The 20,331-nt window shown below is 50.5% G+C and carries 22 protein-coding genes and 1 pseudogene; 13 read left to right on the top strand and 10 right to left on the bottom strand.

Annotated elements, in window-relative coordinates; all coding sequences use genetic code 11:
- Positions 1 to 9: 9 nt before the first annotated feature.
- The 3 genes from ACO0LG_RS21755 to ACO0LG_RS21745 all read right to left on the bottom strand — a co-directional run bounded on the left by ACO0LG_RS21755 (position 10) and on the right by ACO0LG_RS21745 (position 3,303).
- Positions 10 to 735 carry a DUF1175 family protein gene (locus ACO0LG_RS21755; protein ID WP_423029648.1) on the bottom strand — a complete coding sequence of 242 codons (726 nt, stop codon included), beginning with the start codon at positions 733 to 735 and terminating at the stop codon, positions 10 to 12.
- On the bottom strand, positions 732 to 2,324 hold the full coding sequence (locus tag ACO0LG_RS21750; RefSeq protein ID WP_423029647.1) for a DUF2138 family protein: 1,593 nt from the start codon (positions 2,322 to 2,324) through the stop codon (positions 732 to 734). Before ACO0LG_RS21750 ends, ACO0LG_RS21755 begins: the two co-directional genes overlap by 4 nt.
- Before the next feature lie 310 nt (positions 2,325 to 2,634).
- On the bottom strand, positions 2,635 to 3,303 hold the full coding sequence (locus ACO0LG_RS21745; protein WP_423029646.1) for a glutathione S-transferase family protein: 669 nt from the start codon (positions 3,301 to 3,303) through the stop codon (positions 2,635 to 2,637).
- A 142-nt stretch (positions 3,304 to 3,445) separates the two neighbouring features.
- Here ACO0LG_RS21745 and ACO0LG_RS21740 point away from each other — a divergent pair, with 142 nt between their 5' ends.
- A complete protein-coding gene (locus tag ACO0LG_RS21740) occupies positions 3,446 to 4,423 on the top strand; it encodes a helix-turn-helix transcriptional regulator (RefSeq protein WP_423029645.1) in 978 nt (325 codons plus the stop codon).
- 316 nt (positions 4,424 to 4,739) lie between these two features.
- Here ACO0LG_RS21740 and ACO0LG_RS21735 read toward each other — a convergent pair whose 3' ends face one another.
- Complete coding sequence (locus ACO0LG_RS21735; protein WP_423029644.1) at positions 4,740 to 5,669, bottom strand: LysR family transcriptional regulator; 930 nt, start codon at positions 5,667 to 5,669, stop codon at positions 4,740 to 4,742.
- 98 nt (positions 5,670 to 5,767) lie between these two features.
- Here ACO0LG_RS21735 and ACO0LG_RS21730 point away from each other — a divergent pair, with 98 nt between their 5' ends.
- Positions 5,768 to 6,379, top strand: a complete 612-nt coding sequence (locus ACO0LG_RS21730; protein WP_423029643.1) for an FMN-dependent NADH-azoreductase — start codon at positions 5,768 to 5,770, stop codon at positions 6,377 to 6,379.
- 37 nt (positions 6,380 to 6,416) lie between these two features.
- Positions 6,417 to 7,004 carry an NADPH-dependent F420 reductase gene (locus tag ACO0LG_RS21725; RefSeq protein ID WP_423029642.1) on the top strand — a complete coding sequence of 196 codons (588 nt, stop codon included), beginning with the start codon at positions 6,417 to 6,419 and terminating at the stop codon, positions 7,002 to 7,004.
- A 74-nt stretch (positions 7,005 to 7,078) separates the two neighbouring features.
- Here the strand turns inward: ACO0LG_RS21725 and ACO0LG_RS21720 are convergent, their stop codons facing one another.
- Positions 7,079 to 7,417, bottom strand: coding sequence for a c-type cytochrome (locus tag ACO0LG_RS21720; protein WP_423029641.1), 339 nt, complete (start codon positions 7,415 to 7,417; stop codon positions 7,079 to 7,081).
- 530 nt (positions 7,418 to 7,947) lie between these two features.
- Entirely contained in the window at positions 7,948 to 8,571 is a 624-nt protein-coding gene (locus ACO0LG_RS21715; protein ID WP_423029640.1) for a glycoside hydrolase family 25 protein, read from the bottom strand.
- Positions 8,572 to 8,834: 263 nt separating this feature from the next.
- Between ACO0LG_RS21715 and ACO0LG_RS21710 the strand changes: the two genes are divergently transcribed.
- From ACO0LG_RS21710 to ACO0LG_RS21700, 3 genes are all read left to right on the top strand, one after another.
- The gene (locus tag ACO0LG_RS21710) at positions 8,835 to 8,993 is read left to right on the top strand and encodes a DUF3096 domain-containing protein (RefSeq protein WP_422951254.1); all 159 of its coding nucleotides are present in this window, start codon (positions 8,835 to 8,837) and stop codon (positions 8,991 to 8,993) included.
- A gap of 63 nt (positions 8,994 to 9,056) precedes the next feature.
- Positions 9,057 to 9,587, top strand: a complete 531-nt coding sequence (locus ACO0LG_RS21705) for a GFA family protein (protein ID WP_423029639.1) — start codon at positions 9,057 to 9,059, stop codon at positions 9,585 to 9,587.
- Positions 9,588 to 9,882: 295 nt separating this feature from the next.
- The gene (locus tag ACO0LG_RS21700) at positions 9,883 to 10,797 is read left to right on the top strand and encodes a LysR family transcriptional regulator (protein WP_423029638.1); all 915 of its coding nucleotides are present in this window, start codon (positions 9,883 to 9,885) and stop codon (positions 10,795 to 10,797) included.
- 170 nt (positions 10,798 to 10,967) lie between these two features.
- Here ACO0LG_RS21700 and ACO0LG_RS21695 read toward each other — a convergent pair whose 3' ends face one another.
- Positions 10,968 to 11,162, bottom strand: coding sequence for a hypothetical protein (locus ACO0LG_RS21695; RefSeq protein ID WP_423029637.1), 195 nt, complete (start codon positions 11,160 to 11,162; stop codon positions 10,968 to 10,970).
- A gap of 268 nt (positions 11,163 to 11,430) precedes the next feature.
- Between ACO0LG_RS21695 and ACO0LG_RS21690 the strand changes: the two genes are divergently transcribed.
- Positions 11,431 to 11,814 (top strand): glutaredoxin family protein, encoded by a 384-nt coding sequence (locus tag ACO0LG_RS21690; protein ID WP_423029636.1) that lies wholly within the window; start codon positions 11,431 to 11,433, stop codon positions 11,812 to 11,814.
- A gap of 168 nt (positions 11,815 to 11,982) precedes the next feature.
- Positions 11,983 to 12,297, top strand: a pseudogene (locus tag ACO0LG_RS21685) (WYL domain-containing protein); the annotation flags it as partial.
- A gap of 43 nt (positions 12,298 to 12,340) precedes the next feature.
- Here ACO0LG_RS21685 and ACO0LG_RS21680 read toward each other — a convergent pair.
- From ACO0LG_RS21680 to argF, 3 genes are all read right to left on the bottom strand, one after another.
- Complete coding sequence (locus tag ACO0LG_RS21680) at positions 12,341 to 12,655, bottom strand: pyrimidine/purine nucleoside phosphorylase (RefSeq protein WP_423029635.1); 315 nt, start codon at positions 12,653 to 12,655, stop codon at positions 12,341 to 12,343.
- Positions 12,656 to 12,725: 70 nt separating this feature from the next.
- Positions 12,726 to 13,958: an argininosuccinate synthase gene (locus tag ACO0LG_RS21675; RefSeq protein ID WP_423029634.1), complete on the bottom strand. Its 1,233-nt coding sequence runs from the start codon at positions 13,956 to 13,958 to the stop codon at positions 12,726 to 12,728.
- 402 nt (positions 13,959 to 14,360) lie between these two features.
- Positions 14,361 to 15,275: an ornithine carbamoyltransferase gene (argF, locus tag ACO0LG_RS21670; RefSeq protein WP_423029633.1), complete on the bottom strand. Its 915-nt coding sequence runs from the start codon at positions 15,273 to 15,275 to the stop codon at positions 14,361 to 14,363.
- Between the two features lie 515 nt (positions 15,276 to 15,790).
- Here argF and ACO0LG_RS21665 point away from each other — a divergent pair.
- Genes ACO0LG_RS21665 through ACO0LG_RS21645 form a run of 5 tightly spaced genes read left to right on the top strand, consistent with a single transcriptional unit; the run spans position 15,791 to position 20,236 of the window.
- Positions 15,791 to 16,450, top strand: a complete 660-nt coding sequence (locus tag ACO0LG_RS21665; protein WP_162040678.1) for an SGNH/GDSL hydrolase family protein — start codon at positions 15,791 to 15,793, stop codon at positions 16,448 to 16,450.
- Positions 16,451 to 16,489: 39 nt separating this feature from the next.
- Positions 16,490 to 17,146 carry an alginate O-acetyltransferase AlgF gene (locus ACO0LG_RS21660; protein WP_423029632.1) on the top strand — a complete coding sequence of 219 codons (657 nt, stop codon included), beginning with the start codon at positions 16,490 to 16,492 and terminating at the stop codon, positions 17,144 to 17,146.
- Positions 17,147 to 17,166: 20 nt separating this feature from the next.
- A complete protein-coding gene (locus tag ACO0LG_RS21655; protein WP_423029631.1) occupies positions 17,167 to 18,564 on the top strand; it encodes an MBOAT family O-acyltransferase in 1,398 nt (465 codons plus the stop codon).
- Between the two features lie 9 nt (positions 18,565 to 18,573).
- Positions 18,574 to 19,710: an alginate O-acetyltransferase AlgX-related protein gene (locus tag ACO0LG_RS21650; protein ID WP_423029630.1), complete on the top strand. Its 1,137-nt coding sequence runs from the start codon at positions 18,574 to 18,576 to the stop codon at positions 19,708 to 19,710.
- A gap of 25 nt (positions 19,711 to 19,735) precedes the next feature.
- Positions 19,736 to 20,236, top strand: coding sequence for a 2'-5' RNA ligase family protein (locus ACO0LG_RS21645; RefSeq protein ID WP_423029629.1), 501 nt, complete (start codon positions 19,736 to 19,738; stop codon positions 20,234 to 20,236).
- Positions 20,237 to 20,331: the final 95 nt, after the last annotated feature.

Raw genomic sequence — 20,331 nt, 5'->3', positions numbered from 1 at the left:
TGGGCGCTTTCAGGCGGACAAGAAATTGAGGCGATACACGCCAGCAAAATTGGGATTATCTTGGATAGGGTGCCAGCGCGTATCACGCCAGGCTTGCAAGTCGCGCAACTTGACAGCGCGCAGACCATTGTCAGTTGGTGTGACTGTACCGGTGTGATAGGCGATGTAAGAATTCATCCACACCATCAGATGTTGGGCGTCGCCCTGGTCATAGAACAGCAGGTCGCCGGGGGATGCCAGATTGCAGTCCTTGCCGCGGAACCTGGCATTTTCCTGCACCATTTCTATGGCGCTGACATAGGCCGAGACCGTGCCATCAGCCAGCCGCCATTGATGGCGTATTGATTGCGTACTTTGATCGAGATCGATTTCTGACGGCAGGGCAGTACCCAGCATGCCATTCGCCCGCTTCCATTTTTCATCATGCTCGCGCAGCGATTCAGCGACAGCAAAACGCACCAGGCCCACGCAATCACGCTGTTGCCAGCGCGGTGTCGGGCCTGCAGTCAACTGGGCAGCAATGATACGTGTCATCCAGGCGCGGCAACTGCGCGACTGGGCTTGCGTCAATGTTAGTGCAGTAACTGTCGGTGCCGTAATTGTCGCAACTTTGTTAGCATTGGTGGAAGGTAGTGGCACAACAGGTGGAGTGACTTTATTGGCCAGCACCAGCCTGTGCCATCCCAGCATGGTGCTGGTGGCGAGCATGCCAGTCAGTACATGCCGGCGTTTCAATTGGATTTCTCCTTGCCGATCCATTCAACTTTTTGCCAGGCTTTGCCACTGGCCTGGGCCTTGCTCAATTCCAGGCGTATGGGCGGGTAAGTCGCCAGGGCTTTGATGCGGGCGGGCAGATGTGTCTTTGCTGCTTCCAGGAAGTTGGCATCTTCAGGCTTTGCCAGCGCTGCATAGATTTCACGCTGCGCCATTTCTGACAAAGGGCGTGGTGTAATCAGGCCCAGGGTGTTTTGTGCTCCAGATGTCTGGTCAGCCACGCTAGGGTTGCTGCGGGCAATAGTATCGACCACTTTATCTACGAGGCCGCCATCGGGTGAGAACACCACAAAGTCACCGCTGGCAGCCAGCGTGGCTTTGCTATTGGCGTTGCGCCATAGTTTCTGGTCGGCTTTGGCCTTGGTCGTGCCTTTGCCTGGCGTTGCCTGTTCACCAGTAGCAATCGCCCAGGTCGCCAAGGCCTGCAAGGTGGCATCTCGGTTGGCGGTGTTCAGAGGTAACTTGGTGATAAAGACGGGGGAATACAAATTTGATTCGCGGTACCAGCACGCCAGGCCGGGGCCGGACAGTGGTGCCAATGCCTGGTCTGGCAACTTGGGCTTGGCATCAGCTTGTTTTAAGACGGTATTGACCATGCTCCAGTCAATTGGCACGGTAATGCATGCGCTGGGGTTTGCTGGTGCAGCAGACCACAACGCTGGGTCAAGTAACTGTGTCGATGAGATTTTTTTGGAATCCAGCCAGACCGAGGTTGACCAGTTGCCGCCAAAGTCAAAGCGCATGCCCTTGAAGCCGGATACAAAAGCGCCATAGCCCAAAGCCATGGTAGGGGCACCTATCGCCATTGTATGTTTTGCCGTGCCAGCAGCCTGGGCTGATGCAGGGGCGATATTGTCGAGATCAAATTGCAGCGACAGCGCGCCATCATGTTCCAGCCACTTGGCAACGGCAGCGCGGGCTTCTGTCACGACGCCGTTTTTATCATCAAACAAAAGACCAGGGTCAGACAAGACCACGACGCGATCACCCTGGCTGATCAACAGCAGGGTACGGCGCGGATTGACTTCCAGCGCCATGATCTGGGCCTTGCCATTGCTGGTGCTGATCTCGCCAGCCAGTTTGAGCTGACCATCTTTCATCGCTACCTTGGCAGCTTCCTGCAAGGCTTTATTGAACAGGCCCATGCGCATGACGAGGGCATAGTGGCGCAAGGCGCCTTTGCCATCGCGCCAGAAAGCCACTTCAGCCGGTTCATTGAAAATGCTGGCATACAGCTTGTCTTGCCAATCCAGGTCATGCTCGTAGGCAATGCGTTTGACTGCACCGTTCAAACCCAGGCGGTCTTCATTCTGTTCATAATAAAATGCCAGGTCTTCGGTCAGCACATCCTTGGCGATGGGTACTTGCAGCAAGTCACGCGGCAGTCTGGATAAACTGCTGGTGCGTATCAAGGCATCCGGTTGGGACATATCCACCATGAGGCGGGTACCTACATAGTGGTAATCCTTCCAGTGCTTGCTCAACTGGTAGGCAACAGCAGCAGCGGCAACTGTAACAACAGTGCCGGTGACGATCCAAATACGACGCATGAATTCTCCCTCTGGGGTATGGCTTTTTTATTGCACGGATACTATCCAAAGCAAGCCTGCAAGACAATCGTTTGCGGCTGTCTATTTGGTAATTTTATGTAAGCGTGCAGGTAAAGTCTGTAACTGGCAATTGTGCCACGCATCGCCTTGGGAATTTGTATTGTTGCAATATTTTTTTCCGGACATGCGCGGCATGTTTAAGCAGGGGAAGCTGAAGGCGGGAAATAAAATATATGGAATAAACTACTCATGCATGCATATTGCCTGGACAGGCATTCAGGCAATATGCACTGTTTTCTTAGACTAAAGCTCAGGCCGCTTTGTTTTCAGGCTTGGTTTCATTGGCGATGCGTTCATGTTCTGCTGCCCAGGCCGCATCGATGGCGCCGACTTTGATAAAGGCCGGACGGCTGCAGACGCGTTCAATGTAATTCATGACGACAGGTGATTCTGGCACCAGCTTGAACATGGTACCCCAGCGCAAGGCGTTGCCCCAGAGTACGTCTGCAGCAGTGAATTGCTCACCCAGTAAATATGGCCCTTTTTCCAATTGTGACTTGATGACACCCAGCATCGTGTCAAAGTCACTGTAAGGGCACATCGATGGCGCAGCTGGGGCGTGTTGTGCAAATTTGTCTACCAGCGCTGGCTCATAGCATGCGGCGTAATACGCCATCCAGCGCAGATAAGGGCCGCGCAACTGGCTATCCGGTGCAGGTGTCAGGCCTGCCTGCGGGAACAGGTCTGCCAGATATAAAAAGACGGCGACCTGTTCAGTGATCAGCTCATCGCGATGCTGTACCGCAGGCACTTTGCCCATGGGGTTGATGGCCAGATAGGCGTTTTGTCTTTGCTCTCCTACCTTCATGTTCAAGACGTGCAATTGATAAGGCACCCCCAATTCTTCCAGCAAAATCAGCGCTCCCGTCGCGCGGGTTTGTGGGGCATAGAACAGGGTGATGTTGTCTGCATTGCTCATGATAAGACCTTTCTTTTTATCGCGGTGGCGGAATTGCCTGGCCGTTGATATAAGAATATGCCTTCATACCTGACATCTTTTGTCAGGTTGGTTTACTATTCCTTTATGTTTAAAAAAATAATGCAAAGGAGCAATTTTTGCCATGCGCGCCAGCCGACTTATCTCCATCCTGACTATCCTGCAAGCGCGTGGTTTTGTCACCGCACCAGAGCTGGCTGATGAATGCGCAGTCAATCTGCGTACCATCTATCGTGATATCGATGCCATGAGCGAGGCGGGCATCCCCATCTATAGCGAGCGTGGTTCAGGTGGCGGTTATCGTTTGCTGGATGGTTATCGCACGCAATTGAATGGCTTGTCGGCCAAAGAGGCTGAGGCCCTGTTCATGAGCGGGCTGGCAGGAGCCGCTACTGACATGGGGCTGGGCTCTGTCATGATGGCCGCACAAAACAAGCTGTTGTCAGCCATGCCCGCCTCTTTACGTGAAGGTGCGCAGCAAATGCGTTCGCGCTTTCATCTCGATGCACCGGCCTGGTTTGGTCAGTCAGAGCAACCTGCGCACTTGCCCAAAGTGGCCGATGCGGTGTGGGAGCAAAAGTGCTTACAGATACGTTACCAGAGCTGGAAAGGTATCAACGAGCGTGTCGTCGAGCCTTTGGGCTTGGTCATGAAAAGCGGTTCCTGGTATCTGGTCGGGCAGGTAGAGGACAAACCACGCACTTACCGCATCTCACGCATGCTGGAATTGTCGGTGCTTGAAGAGCGCTTCGAAAGACCTGCGCCTTTCGATCTGGCAGCCTACTGGCGCAAAGCTACCGAGCGGCTGGAGCAAGACATGCACAGGAATATGGCAACCGTGCGCCTGTCACCAAGAGGGGTGAAATTCAGGGAGCATTTCCTGTCTCCCTATGTTTTTTCTGAAATGCAGTTGGCCAGTGAGCTTGACGAAGACGGCTGGTGCAAGGCGACCATGCCAGTCGGTTCTTTAATGATGGCATGCGCAGAAATTTTGCGTTTTGGTGAAGATGCCGAGGTGCTGGACCCACCAGAGTTGGTGAGCAAGGTGAGAGAGCATGTAGGAAAAATGGCGATGATTTACAGCAAGCCTGCAAGTAAATAAGCAAGCGTCATTTCCTTGAACATAAAAAAATCCCACAACCGTTGCCAGTTGTGGGCGAACACCTTTTGGAGAGGAATACCTTAAACCCTGAAGAGCAAACTATGTATGCTCAAACAGATAAAACTAAAAAATCAAAACGATAATTAATTATATACGTTTTATTTATAAAATATCGACAAAATGATTATGTTGTGGCTTTTATGGGATATTCTGATTTAAAATTAACTGCAGGCAACATTGGACAGCCAGATACACCATGGAATACCAGGCTTAAGGACTGATGTCCAAACAAGCGAGTGTTGCATCTCAGTCTGGCTCAAGCCTGATGTAGATAAAAGTCCACCTGATCGATAAACCAGCGTCCAGCCGGGCCGGGTGGCGCGGCTTGTGGATATACCGCCTGCATGGTCAGTTTTTTGCCACCATGGGGCATGCTTTCTACATCCAGCACTTGCAAGATGCCTGCCGCAAGATCGTGTTCTACCATGTGCAGTGGCATACCACCCCAGCCCACGCCATTGAGAATGAATGCATGTTTGGCCGAAAGATCCGCCAGCCGCCAGGTATGGGGCGACATGACGCCGTAGTCCTGGCCAGCCATTAATTCTGACCTGTCCGTAACGACCAGTTGCGTATGCTTTGCCAATTCAGCTTTTGGGATGGTGCCGCTGATTGTCGCTAATGGATGACTGTGCAAGGCCACCATCAGCAGGGCAACTTCGCCCAAGATCCTGGTGCTCAGGGTCGGGAAGTCAATAGGCAGGGATGCCACGATGCCTATGCTACAGCGCTCATCCAGCACCGGCTGATAGGCAGCGCCCAAACCCTCAACATACAGACGTAAAGGAGTGTGAGGAAATTGCATGGCAAAATCCCTGGCTACTGCGGCAATCACGGCAGTAGGAAAAAACACATCCACCACCACCGACAATTCTGGCTCCAGGCCCGACGCCATGAGCCTGGCACGCGCCTTTAAGGTATCGACACCTGCCACAATATTGCGCGCATCGGTTAGTAGCAAAACACCTTCTGGTGTGAGTTTCGGGTAGCGCCCGGAGCGGTCAAACAGCAGCACACCTATCTGTTCTTCCAGGCTATTAACCCAACCGCTAACGGCAGACTGCACCCGGTTCAGCTTCCGCGCAGCAGCTGAAAAACTGCCTTCATCCACAGCGGCGATAAAGGTGCGGAGTTGATCCAGTGACACACCATCGAGCATGGTTGATTTTCCTCTCTCTTTGCCCATCTCAAATAAAGATGGTATGTATCTCAATATATCATCTTTTCAGATTCAAATATTGGCAGCATCATTGAGTTCACATTTTCTACATTAAAGGTTCTGTCATGAAACTCTTACATCTTGATTCCAGCATACTTGGCGCTTACTCCGTCAGCCGTCAATTGTCTTCCGAAATCGTGGCGCGCGAAATTACCCTGCATCCGGGCATTCAAGTCATTTACCGTGACCTGGCGGCAGATGCCGCACTCCATTTGTCAGGCGCACACATGGCAGTGCGCCAGGGGGCAGCGCTGGAAGATAGTTCTCTGAGTAATGACATCGCCAAGGGTGACACCTATATGGAAGAGTTGATCGCTGCAGATATCGTAGTGATAGGCGCGCCCATGTATAACTTTTCTATTCCTACCCAACTCAAAGCCTGGATAGACCGGGTGGCGGTTGCCGGCAAGACTTTTCGCTATGGCGCAAATGGCCCTGAAGGCCTGTTGTCCAAGAGTAAAAAGCTCATTATTGCCGCGGCGCGTGGCAGTGTGTATTCCGCAGGCAGCCCAGCAGCAGCTTATGAACATCACGACAGTTATTTGAAGGCGGTGCTGTCGTTTTTGGGAGTCACTGACATCACTGTAATTCGCGCAGAGGGCTTGGCATTTGGCCTGGAAGCCAAGGAAACTGCTATCAAACAGGCATTGAATGAGATCGCAGCGCTGGCTGCCTGATTCCAAAAATCCAAAAAATCTGACCAAGGAAATAAACATGACTTACTCTATTATTGGTGCAGGCAAGGTTGGCATCGCACTTGCTCGCCACTTTGCGCACGCAGGTATCGAAGTGTCGATCGCCAATTCCCGTGGTCCTACCAGCCTCGCAGATCTGGTGAAAGAATTAGGATCTACAGTGACGCCAGTAAACTTGCAAGATGCACTCGCTGCTGACACTATCATTTTCGCGATACCATTTCGCGCGCACCGAGAGGTCGCTGACGCTTTAGCCAACTGGAACGGAAAAATCGTCGTCGATGCCATGAACGCTTATGGCATTGCGCCGGAAGAATTGCAAGGCATGGCCTCAACAGAAGTGCTGGCGATAGCATTGCCTGGTGCACGCGTGGTCAAATCCTTTAACCAGTTGCCTGCTGCATTGCTGGCCGTTAACCCTGCATACGATCAAGGTCGCCGCGTCATGTTTGTTGCGAGTGATGATGCCGAAGCCAGTGTCAGCATCGCCCATCTCGCTACCCAGTTTGGTTTTGCCCCGATACAACTGGGCAGGATAGATGAAGGTGGCCGCTTGCTGCAGTTGAATGGGCCACTCTTGCTTCAGAATTTAATTAAACTGGGCTAAAAATAGGCTCAGACGCTGGATGGAGTCGTGAAGATCAAAAGCCGGGATTAACAACCAACGGCCTGGCCCCTCAACTAATGTCGATTGTGCCTATCATTTTTCATGGTCAGAGTTTTCAGGTAAGCGATCAGATTTTTCCTGTCGCCATCTTTACTGACGCTGACATCCATTTGCTGCCCGGGGATATAGGCTTCAGGGTCTTGCAGCCAGCGGTCCAGGGTTTTTTCATTCCAGACTATCCTGGCATTGCGCAAGGCTGGTGAATACTCAAAATCTGCAATGCTGCCAGCCTTGCGGCCAAATACATTGGCGTGTCTGGGGCCGATATTGTTGGCTTCTACAGTATGGCAACCCAGGCAGCGTGATTCATAGATGATTTTGCCCGCCTGTATCTCATCTGCTTTTGTTGCCATGGCATCAGCAACTGTCAGTACTACGCCTAATGGCAGCAGGCATACGAGCAGTTTTCTAAAACCATTATCCGGCTTTGATTTTTTCTGCTGCACGGACAAAACCCTGGCGTTGAAAAGTGCCGCCATCATTGATGCGCCAGTTCAGTTGCGGTCATCGCGTCGCGGCATGTGTTGCAATAAATTGTACAGCGCCTGTCTGCCATGGTGGAAATATACAAATTTGTCATGATGTTCTCTTCGTCTTCAAATACGCAGTCCTGTTGCTGCTTGGGAATATACGCAGGCAGGTGGAGACTGGATTCACAATTTTTAAAAATTGCCAGAAAGAAATTAAAGTCTTAATTACTTGATAATTACTTGCTGTGTGGAATGGCGCGACGAGAGTGCAGCAGGAGAGGGGTACATATTGAATGAAGGAGGTGGATTGGGTTGGACGAAGCTAGATTGAAGGTGATTGATGTTGACTGATTTTGATAGAGCCGGATTAATGTGATCTGACTCTTTCACTTGCATCGGGTCGGTGAACGATCTTATTTTTTCGCTGCAAAAGCCAGCAAGTTCGCCATGGAACCCGCAAAGACGTTGGTATCGACACTGCCAGTGACACCAGCCACGCTGCCAGATTCAGAATTTTGCCAGAAGGTCCAACTGCTCCAGCCACTAGGAATTGTTGGCTGTGACGCGCCATATTGCGCAATCCATAGTGCATACCTGGAAAAGCTGTTGTTCATATTCTGGTTCCAGAATGATGGCCCGGTATAAATCATCGGTGTGCGGCCCAGTGCTTGTTCTACCGTGTTGAGCCATATTTGCAGATTGGCAGCCAGCGTTGCATTGCCAAAACCACCTTTGTTGACTTCAATATCCACCACAGGCGGTAAGTCGCCAATGGCAATACTGCCTACCGCCTTGATGAAATTATTCGCCTGCGTCACAGGGTCATCATTGCTCTCATAAAAATGATAAGCCCCGCGCAATATGCCTGCCGCTTTTATGCCAGCCCAGTTAGTCTTGAACTGTGGGTCGGTGTAGGTGTTGCCATCGGTTGCCTTGGCAAAGGCAAAGTCGATACCCGCAGTCTTGACAGCAGGCCAGTTGACCGTGCCCTGATAATGCGAAACATCGATGCCTGATACCTGAGTATTGATTGCCATTGCATTCTCCATAAATTAATTGTAGATCAAATTGCAAGTTCGTACGATATCAGCATTATAACGACTTATGTAAAAGTTAATATGATGTTAGTCAGCGCACATCGGGTTATCGTTTCAGTTGCATCCTTCTATCAGGAATAAAACTGTCTGATATACATCGCAGGGATAAGACGCAAAAGTTCTATCCTCAAATTTTGCGCAGAGTATTTTACTTTGGCAATTGCACTGGTAAAGTAGCAGCCTCTTTAACTAAGAAGTTATTCATGAATATTCATTTGTCCCTCATGCCCGTTCTTGCACTTGTCGCTGGCATCTGTATTCTGATCAAACCCAAACTGGTGAGCCTTATCGTTGCCCTGTATCTGATCGCTGTCGGCGTGATAGGCATACTTGGCCTGGGGCGGCTGGGGTTTCATTTATAAAGCCGTGATGCTGCCCGGTCAGTTGCAAGGACGGGTCATCCAGTGCGCTAAAACGAGGTGATAATGGATAGCCTGTCTACAGTATTTCCCTTGGACGGTGGATGCGATTGCGGTCATGTACGCTACCGCATGATTACCGCACCACTGATTGTGCATTGCTGCCATTGCACTTGGTGCCAGCGTGAGAGCGGTGCCGCTTTTGCCCTTAATGCCATGATAGAGTCTGACCGTGTCATTCACACTGGGGCAGAGCCGGAATTGATGGACACGCCATCGGCCAGTGGCAAAGGCCAGAAAATTGCGCGCTGCCCTCATTGCCACATTGCTATCTGGAGTAATTATGCGGGCGCTGGCCCGCTATTGCGCTTTGTCCGTGTTGGTACTCTCGATCAGGCTGGATCTTTGCCGCCGGATGTACATATTTTTACCGCGACAAAACAAGCCTGGCTCACTCTATCAGGTGATATACCTGTTGTGGAGGAATGCTACGACAGGCAACAAATCTGGCCGCCCGACAGCCTCGCCCGCCGCGCGGCCATCCTGCCTCAGATCCAGGCTTACCAGGCCGAACAAAAACAAGTTGCTACGAAATAACAAAGCCCGCAACTGCGGGCGCTTGACATGTGCGACGCACCAACATCAATTTTCACACAGACTTTACTCATTGCATGAGTCCGGTTCAGATAGTACAGGTGCTGCCTCAATTCTATACTTGCTTCAAATGAGATAAAACGTTTGCTTTGCCCCTCATGGGTTCTTCGTATGTTTGGACTTGAATAGCAATGTCATTGTGATCGATTGCGTATTTCGGTAAGATCAATTCAAATAAAATAAGTATTTTACAAAATAAGGAAATATAGGTCAGGTTTGGCCAGAAAGCAGAATCACCATGCTGGACGAAATCAACACCTTTATAGCTGTTGCTACTGAGGGCAGTTTTAGTGCTGTCGCCCGCAGCCATGATCTGGCGGTCTCTTCCATTACCCGCAAACTTGATGCGCTGGAAGCCGATCTGGGTGTCAGACTGTTTGCGCGGAGTTCACGCTCCATTACTTTGACTGATGCCGGTAATCAATTCCTGCCGCGTGCCCGTACCATCGTTGCTGAAATGGAAGAGGCCAGGCATGTCCTTGCTGACCTGCATGCTGATCCGCGAGGCCTGCTGACCGTGACAGCGCCAGCAGCGTTTGGACGCATGCATGTGGTACCGGCCCTGGCCAGTTTTCTTGAGCGCTACCCTTTAATGCAGATAGATTTGCATCTGAGTGATGACTTTGTCGATTTGCTCACGCACAGGGTGGATGTGGCGATACGTATAGGTGTGCTGGCTGATAGTGACCTGGTTGCTACCCGGCTGGCACCCATCAACCGATTGGCTTGTGCTAGCCCGGCTTATCTGGCTGCGCATGGGTGGCCAGACTCTCCCGAGCAATTGCTGCAACACAATTGCCTCAATATTGCATCGATACCCTTGCCGTATGGCTGGTGGAGTTTTGCCGGTGTCAGAAACGAGGCGGCCTTGCCTGTCAATGGCAATTTTAAAAGTGATGATACTGAAGCGCTGCTCGCTGCCGCCGTTGCAGGTATGGGCATTGCGCATCTTGCTAGCTGGATGGTGTGCGATATGCTGCGCGCAGGTAAGCTCAAACTCTTGTTTCCGGATTTGCCCATGCCAGCCAAAGCGGCCCAGACAGGGATACATGCAGTGCGCATGCCCGGGCGTTCGCATACTGCCAAGGCGCAGTTGTTTATCGCGCACATGAAGGCTTGTTTTGGTGAACGGCCATATTGGGAAGACTTTTGAACAATACACAGGACTATAGTGTCTTGTTTATGCGGAGCACAGGATTGCCAGACGTCGCAATGGAGATTTCACGAAGAAGCAAGGAATCTGGTAGAACAGCCTGTGTTGGCATTGCAGCCCACACAAGGCTGTTACATCTCGGCAGGCTGAACTGACGAGCCAGGCTGATATTAGCCTACGCAGCCACCGCAGCGATAGCGTGGTGCGTAGAACAGATTGCAAGAATCTTGATTGCCATTCTGGCATTCTTCAAACCAGGCTACACAAACCTCACATGGGATAAGGGCAGATGCACTGCCTGCGAAACCGAATGCAATACCAACACCGACAAAAAATGTAAACAATGCTTTTTTCATTTTGCTCATTACTGACTCCTGGGGTTGTATGAAAGTCAAATGCCGTAGTGTCAAGAGTAATCTCAACGGGTTGATGCTATGTTAACAATATCAAGAGGTCAATATTTATTTATTGAATATACTTATTAAATATTTATATTGACAATATTTGCCTTGCCGGAATATTGTTCATAGCCGTGTATCGTGATGCAGGCTATGAATGTTTTGCTGGCTTTGTCGCAGTTCATCAAAGCGCAGCCTGCAAAAAATAGGTTGACCTGTCAATGGAAGATGAAAAATGCTAAAACAGAGATTGAAATCAATCGCTTCATATGTCCTGATCCTCGTTGCAGGCCTGGCAGTAGGGCTGGCTGCAGCAAATGTGCCACGCTGGCTGGCACCTGCTTATATTGAAGGCGACTATAGTGCTTATTTCCCTGATGCCAAAACCAAGGTCGTATTATATGCAACGGCGACTTGCCCCTATTGCGCAAAAGCACAGGAATACCTGAAAGCAAAAAATATTGCTTATGTGAAACTGGACATTAACGAATCTGAAAAAGCCAGGAAAGAATTCAAGCAATTGAATGGTGAAATGGTTCCCATGCTACTAGTGGGTAATCGTCAGATTCGTGGTTTTAAACCCGAGGTAATGGATTCTGCACTTGAAAAAATCCATTGATGGTTTGAGCGTCATGAGCGCGGCTGGTAGCGACCCTGCCGCGGTTCACTGCGCACCAGGCAATTAGCTGTACTTTGGACTTAGCTTGTGCGTACTCAGTCCATGCTGGATGTGCACTTTGACAGACCGGATATTTTTTATTTTCCATAATTCTGGAATGAAGCAACAGCGAGGTTTGAAAAAAAACTGAGATCAAAGACCGCACATCTGCGGGTGTCAGCCACAGGTCTGGACAGGATAAGCAAGCTGGGTGCGTTTGCTGCACGGGCAGTAGAAATGCAAAGGGAATCCACAGTCAATGGGGCGGATCAATCATGGCAAACCATGAGCCGGCCCATAGAAACCATAGAGCACGCCGCGCAAATGCTGTTGGGAATAGGGCCGGAGTTGGAAGTTATCGCACCGCTGGCATTGCGCCAGCGTTTGCGGGAATTATCCTGGCAGTGTTACCAATTAAATGGAGATACAGCTTGCCAGGATTGAGTGACACAAGCGGGCTGCGAATGTCAGTGCCTGCTAACTTATCTCAAATAAAATGGCAAACGTAATCCAGCGTCTCAATAGTTTCAATATCAAAGGTTGAATTGGCCGGTACATTGAATTGCTGGCCAGCTTCGTAGCTGTTCCATTCAGTTTCGCCTTTAAGACGGATACGGCATTTACCTGCATTCAGTTCCATAATCTCTGCTGCAGCCGTATTGAATACCAGGCTGGACGGAAAGATGATGCCTATGGTTTTTTTGCTGCCATCAGCAAACAAGACGGTGTGGGAGACGCATTTGCCATCGAAATACAGATTGGCTTTTTTAACGACGCTGACTTGATCAAATTGAGTAGACATTTTTGGATTCCAAGAAAAACGACCCGCGCAAATGAATGGGCGGGCCGTTCGGGATAATAGACTCTGGTGATTATTGACCGCGTTTTGCGCGGGCATTGGCGGCAATACGCATGCGCAATGCATTCAGTTTGATAAAGCCGCCAGCGTCTGCCTGGTTGTAGGCGCCGCCATCTTCGTCAAAAGTTGCGATGTTCATGTCGAACAGCGAATCGGTTTTGGAATCGCGCGATACCGTGATGACATTGCCTTTGTACAGCTTCAGGCGTACCCAGCCATTGACAGTGTGTTGGGTATGATCAATCAGGGTTTGCAGCGCGACGCGCTCGGGTGCCCACCAGTAGCCGTTATAAATCAGGCTGGCGTAGCGTGGCATCAGATCATCTTTCAGATGGGCAACTTCACGGTCCAGGGTGATGGATTCTATCGCGCGGTGGGCACGGAGCATGATGGTGCCGCCTGGTGTTTCATAGCAGCCACGGGATTTCATGCCGACGTAACGGTTTTCCACCAGGTCCAGACGGCCTATGCCGTGCTTGCCACCGAGACGATTCAATTCCGTCAGCACGGTTGCTGGCGACATGCTTACACCGTTCAGCGCAACGATGTCACCGCGTTCAAATTCTACATCCAGATATTCTGGCTGGTCCGGTGCAGCTTCAGGACTGACCGTCCAGCGCCACATGGATTCTTCGGCTTCGGCACTAGGGTTTTCCAGGTGGCGGCCTTCAAAGCTGATGTGCAACAGGTTGGCATCCATGGAGTAGGGCGCGCCACCGTTTTTATGCTTCTGGTCGATTTCTATACCTGCATCTTCAGCATATTTCATCAATTTTTCACGGGACAGCAAATCCCATTCACGCCATGGAGCGATGATCTTGATACCTGGCATCAGCGCATAGGCACCCAGCTCGAAACGAACCTGGTCATTACCCTTGCCAGTCGCACCGTGGGAAATAGTGTCAGCACCAGTTTCCTTGGCGATTTCGATCAGGCGTTTGGCGATCAACGGGCGGGCGATGGAGGTACCCAGCAGGTATTCACCTTCATACACGGTATTGGCGCGGAACATCGGGAAGACGAAGTCGCGTACGAATTCTTCACGTACATCATCGATGTAGATATTCTCAGGTTTAATGCCGAACTTGATGGCCTTGGCACGCGCTGGCTCCAGTTCTTCACCTTGACCAAGATCGGCGGTAAAGGTGACGATTTCGCACTGATAATTATCTTGCAGCCATTTCAAAATGACAGAGGTATCCAGACCGCCAGAATAGGCGAGGACGACTTTTTTAGTATCGCTCATGATGTGCTTTCGAAAAAATTAAAACTTAAGGCTTAAGACCGAAAAGATCACCACAGAGACACAGAGACACAGAGGAAAAACTTGGAGAAAATCCAGGTCGATTCTTGGTCAGTATGAGTCTGCTTGCTCTTTAAATTAATTTGCAGCTATATAAATACTTAAAAAGAGAGAAGTCAGCAAAATTGTCCAACTCAAATCTCTTGTAGGTTGGGCTACGCTTTATCAGCCCAACAAAATCACAGATACCAGTCTTGTACAATCTGGAGTTGGATAAAGACCTTGTCCAAGTCGCAAATTCTTTGACTCATATTAGATGAGCCGTAACAAGATTTTCTCCGGTTTTTCCTCTGTGCCTCTGTGTTGAGAGGTCTTTTCCAAAAAATTACCGTGGTCGTAACAAGATCAGCGAATCTCGCCCACTACCAAATATTCCAGCAAGGCTTTTTGCACGTGCAGGCGGTTTTCGGCTTCGTCCCAGACCACTGATTGCGGGCCATCTATCACACCTGCAGACACTTCTTCACCACGGTGTGCGGGCAGGCAGTGCATGAACAGGGCATCGGGACGGGCGCGGGCCATTTTGGCTTCATCGACTATCCAGCCATCAAAGGCTTTCAGGCGGGCCTGATTTTCATCTTCATAACCCATGCTGGTCCAGACATCGGTGTTGACCAGGTCAACACCGGCGCAAGCGTCGGATGGGCTGTCAAAGACTGTGTATTGCGATGGGTCTGCCGTCACCTGCGCCATATCGATATCGTAGCCTTTTGGCGTAGAGATGTGCAGATGGAAGTTGAATACCTGGGCTGCCTGCAGCCAGGAGTACAGCATATTATTGGCATCACCTATCCATGCGACCTTTTTGCCTGTGATGGAGCCACGGTGTTCAATATAAGTAAACACGTCGGCCAGTACCTGGCAGGGGTGATGTTGATTCGTCAAGCCATTGATGACAGGCACGCGCGAATTTGCGGCAAAGCGTTCTATCATTTCTTGCTCGAAGGTACGGATCATGATGATGTCACACATGCGTGACATGACCTGGCCTGCATCTTCTACCGGTTCACCGCGGCCCAACTGGCTGTCGCGGGTGTTCAGGTAAATCGCTGCACCACCTAACTGATGCATGCCTGCTTCAAAGGACAGGCGGGTACGTGTCGAGTTTTTCTCGAACACCATGACCAGAGTTCTGTCCAGCAATGGGTGGTAGGTTTGATAAGCCTTGAAACGCTGTTTGATGATGCGGGCACGCTGCATCACGTATTCAAACTCGGACAGGCTGAAATCGGAAAACTGCAGGAAATGTTTGATAGCCATAAATAAAACGGGCAGCAAGTTAAGCTTGCCGCCGCTTGTCATAACTGCTTAATTATAAGGGATTAATCGAGGCTTCCCATATTAAATTCTGGGAGCAGGCAAATTTGACCCTTTTTACATGGGTTTGCCCGTAAAAGAAGATCTTGCACTTCTTGTTACTGCCTTCTCCCAAAGCTTAGCATCAAATGATGGTTTTAGGCAGATAGAAGGAATAACCCTCGCAACAAGGGGCATTTTTAAAAAGTTGCCACAAGGAAAATTGCATTTGTGAACTTTCGTCAACTAGCTGGAATTTCATATTGGTTTGTTTAAACTAGATTTCATTGCTGTATTTGCATAAATATCGGTGATTAGCGCCGCGGTTGCGCGAAATTCCGAGGCAATTGTAAGCAAATGCAATCAAGTGTTAATAAATGAAACATCTTGCAGATGACGTTCGCCTGATAAGTCTTCCAGAAATGATGAAGGACTCAACAGCGAATATTTTTTAAATGATTTTGTAAAGAATACAAACTATGAGCGCTCTGTTAGCCGGACTGACCGTCCTGATCATTGGCGATAGCCATATGTCCACCCCGGATTACCTGATCACCACTTTGCACGATGACTTGATGAGCAAGGGTGCCGTAGTGTATTCCTTTGGTGCCTGCGGTGTTGCTGCTGGAGACTGGATGGTGAAAAGCCAGTCCCCTTGCGGTGGTGCTACCCGTATCAAGGATGGTCCGGTAGAAGTGAAAACCGGGCAAGATGCGATGACCCGACCCTTCAATGAACTGGTCAAAACCTACAAGCCTAATCTGGTGGTTGTCGTCAATGGCGACACCATGGCATCTTATGCCGCACCTGAATTGCCGAAGACATGGATCTGGCAACAGGTATCCCGCCTGACCAAAGGCGTTAAAAACAATGCAGTAGGTTGCGTCTGGGTTGGCCCAGCCTGGGGTACTGAAGGCGGCAAGTTCAACAAGACTTTTGCCCGCGCCAAAGAAATGTCAGGCTATTTGTCCGAGATCGTCGCCCCTTGTACTTACATCGATTCCCTGACCATGTCCAAACCGGGTGAATGGGCATCTTCTGATGGCCAGCATTTTGATCTGGCTGGTTACAAAGCCTGGGGTACTGCAATTGGCAATGCCATTTCTTCTCCTGCGGTTTTGCAAACCATCAAAAAATAATTTAAAAATCATAAAAAATAAATACGGACTCTGACCCACATGAAAAAGCTTATCTTTGCTTGCCTGACTTCAGCCTTGACTCTGGCAGCGCATGCTGACAATCCTTTGTATGAAACCGGGCCTGCCCAGGATTCATCCTTTGTCAGGTTTCTCAATGCAAGCGAAGATAAAGCGAATGTGGTCAATGGCGCAGCCAAAGTGGCTCTGGCTGCCCAGGGTGACGCCAGGGTTTCCCGTTTTTATCCCGTCAAGGCGGGTGCCAAACTGGCAGCCAATGTGCAGGTCGGTAGCGCCAAGACTTCTGTCGAAGTCGTTGCCAAGCCAGGTGAATTTGTCACCATTGCCATCGTCAGCAATGGCACCGGCATAACAACGGTGGTAGTCAAAGATACGCCGACAGATTTCAATGCCAGCAAAGCGTCGGTTGCCTTGCTCAATCTGGACAGCACTTGCAATGCTGCTGGTTTGAATGTGGCAGAAAAAAATACCGCCATACTGGAAGCAGTGAAACCAGCCAGCCTGCAGCGTCGCCTGGTTAATCCCATCAGCCTGAAAACCCAGGCGATTTGTGATGCCAAGGACGTGGGTAAAACCATAGACCTGGGTCAGTTGCAACCAGGTGAACGTTATAGCGTGGTTGTCATGCCTGGCAAAAAAGCACGCCAGACTTTCTTTGTACGCGACAGTACGTCCTGATCTGATTACGGGTTCTGGCCATGGTATTTGCGTCCCTGGAGTTTCTGACTCTCTTTCTACCCCTGTTCTTTGCACTTTATCTCGTCACGCCCCAGCGCTTTCGTAATCACACTTTATTGGTAGGCAGCTGGCTGTTCTATGCGTGGTGGACACCAAAATTCCTGTTGCTGATTATCGCTTTGACGGTACTCGCCTGGGGTGCAGCAATACTGATAGACAAGAGCCAGAGCGAACAACGCAAAACCCGCTTGATGGTGATTGCCATCGTCCTCAATCTGTCATCACTGGTCTGGTACAAATACACCAATATGCTGGTGTATTCACTCAATACCATGTTGACTGGCCGTGACATGCCCACCATACCGTGGGAAAACCTGATGCTGCCGATAGGCTTGTCCTTCACGATCTTGCATGCGATTTCTTATATCGTTGATGTACGCCGCAAAACGGTGGATGCACAGTACAGCATCATTTCTTTCAGCGCCTATATGGCGATGTTCCCACATCTGATCGCCGGCCCGATTGTGCGCTACAAGGTCATCGACACCGAATTGCGCGAGCGCGTTTTTTCCATCGACAAGTTTGCTGCCGGCGTGCGCCGCTTCATGGTCGGCTTTTCGATGAAGGTTTTGATTGCAGATACTTTGTCACCCATCGTAACCCTGGGATTTGGCTTGCATAATCCAAGTTTGATCGATGCCTGGACTGCCTGCGCCGCCTACACCCTGCAACTGTATTTTGATTTTGCTGGCTACAGCGCCATGGCGATAGGTCTGGGCCTGATGCTGGGTTTTGATTTTCAGGAAAATTTCAATAATCCCTATCTGGCCGTGTCCATACAGGATTTCTGGCGACGCTGGCACATGACCTTGTCGTCATGGTTGCGTGATTATCTGTACATCAGTCTGGGTGGCAATCGCGGCGGCCCAGCCCGCACCTACATCAATCTTTTGCTGACGATGGCAATCGGCGGACTCTGGCATGGTGGCGAGAACTGGAATTACCTGATCTGGGGCATTATCCAGGGCACAGCACTGTGCTGTGACCGCGCATTTACCCAGCGTGGTTTGTCCATGCCCAATTATTTGTCGCGCACTTTGACCTTGCTGGTAGTCATGCTGGCGTGGACAGTTTTCCGCGCCGAGAGTTTTGCTACTGCCACTGATATCTGGGCAGGCCAGTTCGGTATGCACGGCCTTGCCATGGGTGACGCAATTGCCCAGGCACTGCGCCCCAGCATCATCCTGACCTTTGTGCTGGGTCTGATCTGCGTCGTCTATCCCGCTACCAAAATTGGCAAGCGGGGCGGTCTCGGTTATGCGGGCTGGAGCATGACCTGGCCAGTGCTGACTTTTGCTTATGCTGTCGTGGTTCTGGCCGGGCAAAAAGCAATTCCCTTCCTGTATTTCCAGTTTTAGGAGATCATCATGAGTGAGTGTTTTAGTTTTGATCCCCAAAAAGCAGGCTGGACACGCTTTATCCCCGTTGCGGCCTTTGGCGTCATCATGCTCGGTGGTTTTGCTGTTACCCAGACGTCCCTGCGCGATGTGCCAGAAGAGAAATGGGAAGGTATAGGCAAAATACACCGTTTACTGGATGGCGAAGCAACGCGGCAATTTTCAACCCAGTTGAATGAGCACTTCCTGTTAAGCAAACCATTCGCAAAAATTGAACGTGGCGTGACATGGACAATCGCCGGTGACACCGGCGCCTCTGTGCGTCGTGGCTGCGATGGCTGGCTGTTTTTGTCAGATGAGCTGACCCCTTATGCCCATGCAGCAGAGAACGCAGCAGCCAGGGCCCGAATTATCACCCAGACTGCCGCTGACCTGCAAATGCGTGGCATCAAACTGGTGGTTGCCGTCGTGCCCGACAAAACCCGCATAGAAGAAAACCATTTGTGTGGCTTGCATCGCCCCGCAGGATTTGCCAACCGTTTGAATGACTGGGTCGGCACACTGGCAAATAACAAGGTTGAAGTGCTGAACTTTGCACCCGCGCTGTCAGCCATGTCAGGCGAGCGTTATTACCGCAGTGATTCACACTGGAACGAGCGTGGCGCCAATGTTGCAGCGACGATCCTGGCTGACCGCTTGCAGTCTTTGAAGCTGGTCGATAAACCAGCAACAGCACCTGACCCCAAGGCCATACAAAGCAATACGACCGAGCGTTCCGGTGACCTCATGCGCGTCTCCAATCTTGAAGGCTTGCCTGCATGGATGCGCCCAGCGACAGAAGTCACCCAGGTCAGCAAGGTTGCTCCTGTGGCAGTTGCTAGTGATGATTTGTTTGGCGATGCAGGCTTGCCGACCGTGGCCCTGGTTGGTACATCCTTTAGCCGTGCTGCGAATTTTGTCCCTTTCCTGAGCCAGCACCTCGGCGCCCCGGTTGCCAACCTGGCCAAGGATGGCGGTGATTTTGATGGCGCAGCTTACGCTTATCTGAACAGTAAAGAATTCAAAACTCAACCACCTAAAGTCGTGGTCTGGGAAGTGCCAGAGCGTATGCTGCAAAAAACGCTGACTGCATCAGAAAAAAAATGGCTGGAGACTTTTAAGTCATAATCCTGATTTGCTTGGGATTTCGGCCATGCTACAGTCACGTCAGCAGTTGAGTATGTTTGTGCCGGTGCAAGCCGCCATAGAGCTGGAGCAAGTGCGGCGGGTAGTCGATCCTGTACAGAGCAGTCTTATCCCGGCGCATATAACTTTATGCCGCGAAGATGAAATAAGGGAACTATCTGCAATCAGGGGCAGGCTGCAAAACTTGCAGTTGCCTGCCATATCCCTGAGTTTTTCTCCTGCAGAAATATTCTACGAACACGGTCTGATCATGCATTGCATAGCCGGAGAGGATGCATTTCTTCATCTGCGTGAGTTTGTGCTGGATTCAAAAGACATCAGGGTACAGCACCCACACCTGACTCTGGCCCACCCCAGAAACCCAAAGGCCCCCGACAATTCCCTGGAAGTTACGGCCAGTCTGACGACACCCTTGCAGCTTGTTTTTCCCAGCATTTTTCTGATAGAACAAAGCGGTAATCATGCCTGGCGAGTCCTGGAGACTTATGCATTTAGTGATGGTGCCTGAGCTACCTCGGGAGGCTTTTTTTTCGACATATGATATGCTGAGCTTCCACTTGATACCGTGGAGTTGAATTTTCACGGAAAAATTCCTTCAGTGCG

The organism is Undibacterium sp. Ji42W, assembly GCF_049340405.1.
Taxonomy (GTDB): Bacteria; Pseudomonadota; Gammaproteobacteria; order Burkholderiales; family Burkholderiaceae_D; genus Undibacterium.
This window is presented reverse-complemented; position numbering and strand designations above follow the sequence as displayed.

Excerpts from the sequence above, each read along its gene's own strand:
- ACO0LG_RS21750 (WP_423029647.1), bottom strand. The coding sequence starts at position 2,324 with ATGCGTCGTATTTGGATCGTCACCGGCACTGTTGTTACAGTTGCCGCT.
- ACO0LG_RS21745 (WP_423029646.1), bottom strand. The coding sequence starts at position 3,303 with ATGAGCAATGCAGACAACATCACCCTGTTCTATGCCCCACAAACCCGC.
- ACO0LG_RS21740 (WP_423029645.1), top strand. The coding sequence starts at position 3,446 with ATGCGCGCCAGCCGACTTATCTCCATCCTGACTATCCTGCAAGCGCGT.
- ACO0LG_RS21735 (WP_423029644.1), bottom strand. The coding sequence starts at position 5,669 with ATGGGCAAAGAGAGAGGAAAATCAACCATGCTCGATGGTGTGTCACTG.
- ACO0LG_RS21730 (WP_423029643.1), top strand. The coding sequence starts at position 5,768 with ATGAAACTCTTACATCTTGATTCCAGCATACTTGGCGCTTACTCCGTC.
- ACO0LG_RS21725 (WP_423029642.1), top strand. The coding sequence starts at position 6,417 with ATGACTTACTCTATTATTGGTGCAGGCAAGGTTGGCATCGCACTTGCT.
- ACO0LG_RS21720 (WP_423029641.1), bottom strand. The coding sequence starts at position 7,417 with ATGGCAACAAAAGCAGATGAGATACAGGCGGGCAAAATCATCTATGAA.
- ACO0LG_RS21715 (WP_423029640.1), bottom strand. The coding sequence starts at position 8,571 with ATGGCAATCAATACTCAGGTATCAGGCATCGATGTTTCGCATTATCAG.
- ACO0LG_RS21710 (WP_422951254.1), top strand. The coding sequence starts at position 8,835 with ATGAATATTCATTTGTCCCTCATGCCCGTTCTTGCACTTGTCGCTGGC.
- ACO0LG_RS21705 (WP_423029639.1), top strand. The coding sequence starts at position 9,057 with ATGGATAGCCTGTCTACAGTATTTCCCTTGGACGGTGGATGCGATTGC.
- ACO0LG_RS21700 (WP_423029638.1), top strand. The coding sequence starts at position 9,883 with ATGCTGGACGAAATCAACACCTTTATAGCTGTTGCTACTGAGGGCAGT.
- ACO0LG_RS21695 (WP_423029637.1), bottom strand. The coding sequence starts at position 11,162 with ATGAGCAAAATGAAAAAAGCATTGTTTACATTTTTTGTCGGTGTTGGT.
- ACO0LG_RS21690 (WP_423029636.1), top strand. The coding sequence starts at position 11,431 with ATGCTAAAACAGAGATTGAAATCAATCGCTTCATATGTCCTGATCCTC.
- ACO0LG_RS21680 (WP_423029635.1), bottom strand. The coding sequence starts at position 12,655 with ATGTCTACTCAATTTGATCAAGTCAGCGTCGTTAAAAAAGCCAATCTG.
- ACO0LG_RS21675 (WP_423029634.1), bottom strand. The coding sequence starts at position 13,958 with ATGAGCGATACTAAAAAAGTCGTCCTCGCCTATTCTGGCGGTCTGGAT.
- argF (WP_423029633.1), bottom strand. The coding sequence starts at position 15,275 with ATGGCTATCAAACATTTCCTGCAGTTTTCCGATTTCAGCCTGTCCGAG.
- ACO0LG_RS21665 (WP_162040678.1), top strand. The coding sequence starts at position 15,791 with ATGAGCGCTCTGTTAGCCGGACTGACCGTCCTGATCATTGGCGATAGC.
- ACO0LG_RS21660 (WP_423029632.1), top strand. The coding sequence starts at position 16,490 with ATGAAAAAGCTTATCTTTGCTTGCCTGACTTCAGCCTTGACTCTGGCA.
- ACO0LG_RS21655 (WP_423029631.1), top strand. The coding sequence starts at position 17,167 with ATGGTATTTGCGTCCCTGGAGTTTCTGACTCTCTTTCTACCCCTGTTC.
- ACO0LG_RS21650 (WP_423029630.1), top strand. The coding sequence starts at position 18,574 with ATGAGTGAGTGTTTTAGTTTTGATCCCCAAAAAGCAGGCTGGACACGC.
- ACO0LG_RS21645 (WP_423029629.1), top strand. The coding sequence starts at position 19,736 with ATGCTACAGTCACGTCAGCAGTTGAGTATGTTTGTGCCGGTGCAAGCC.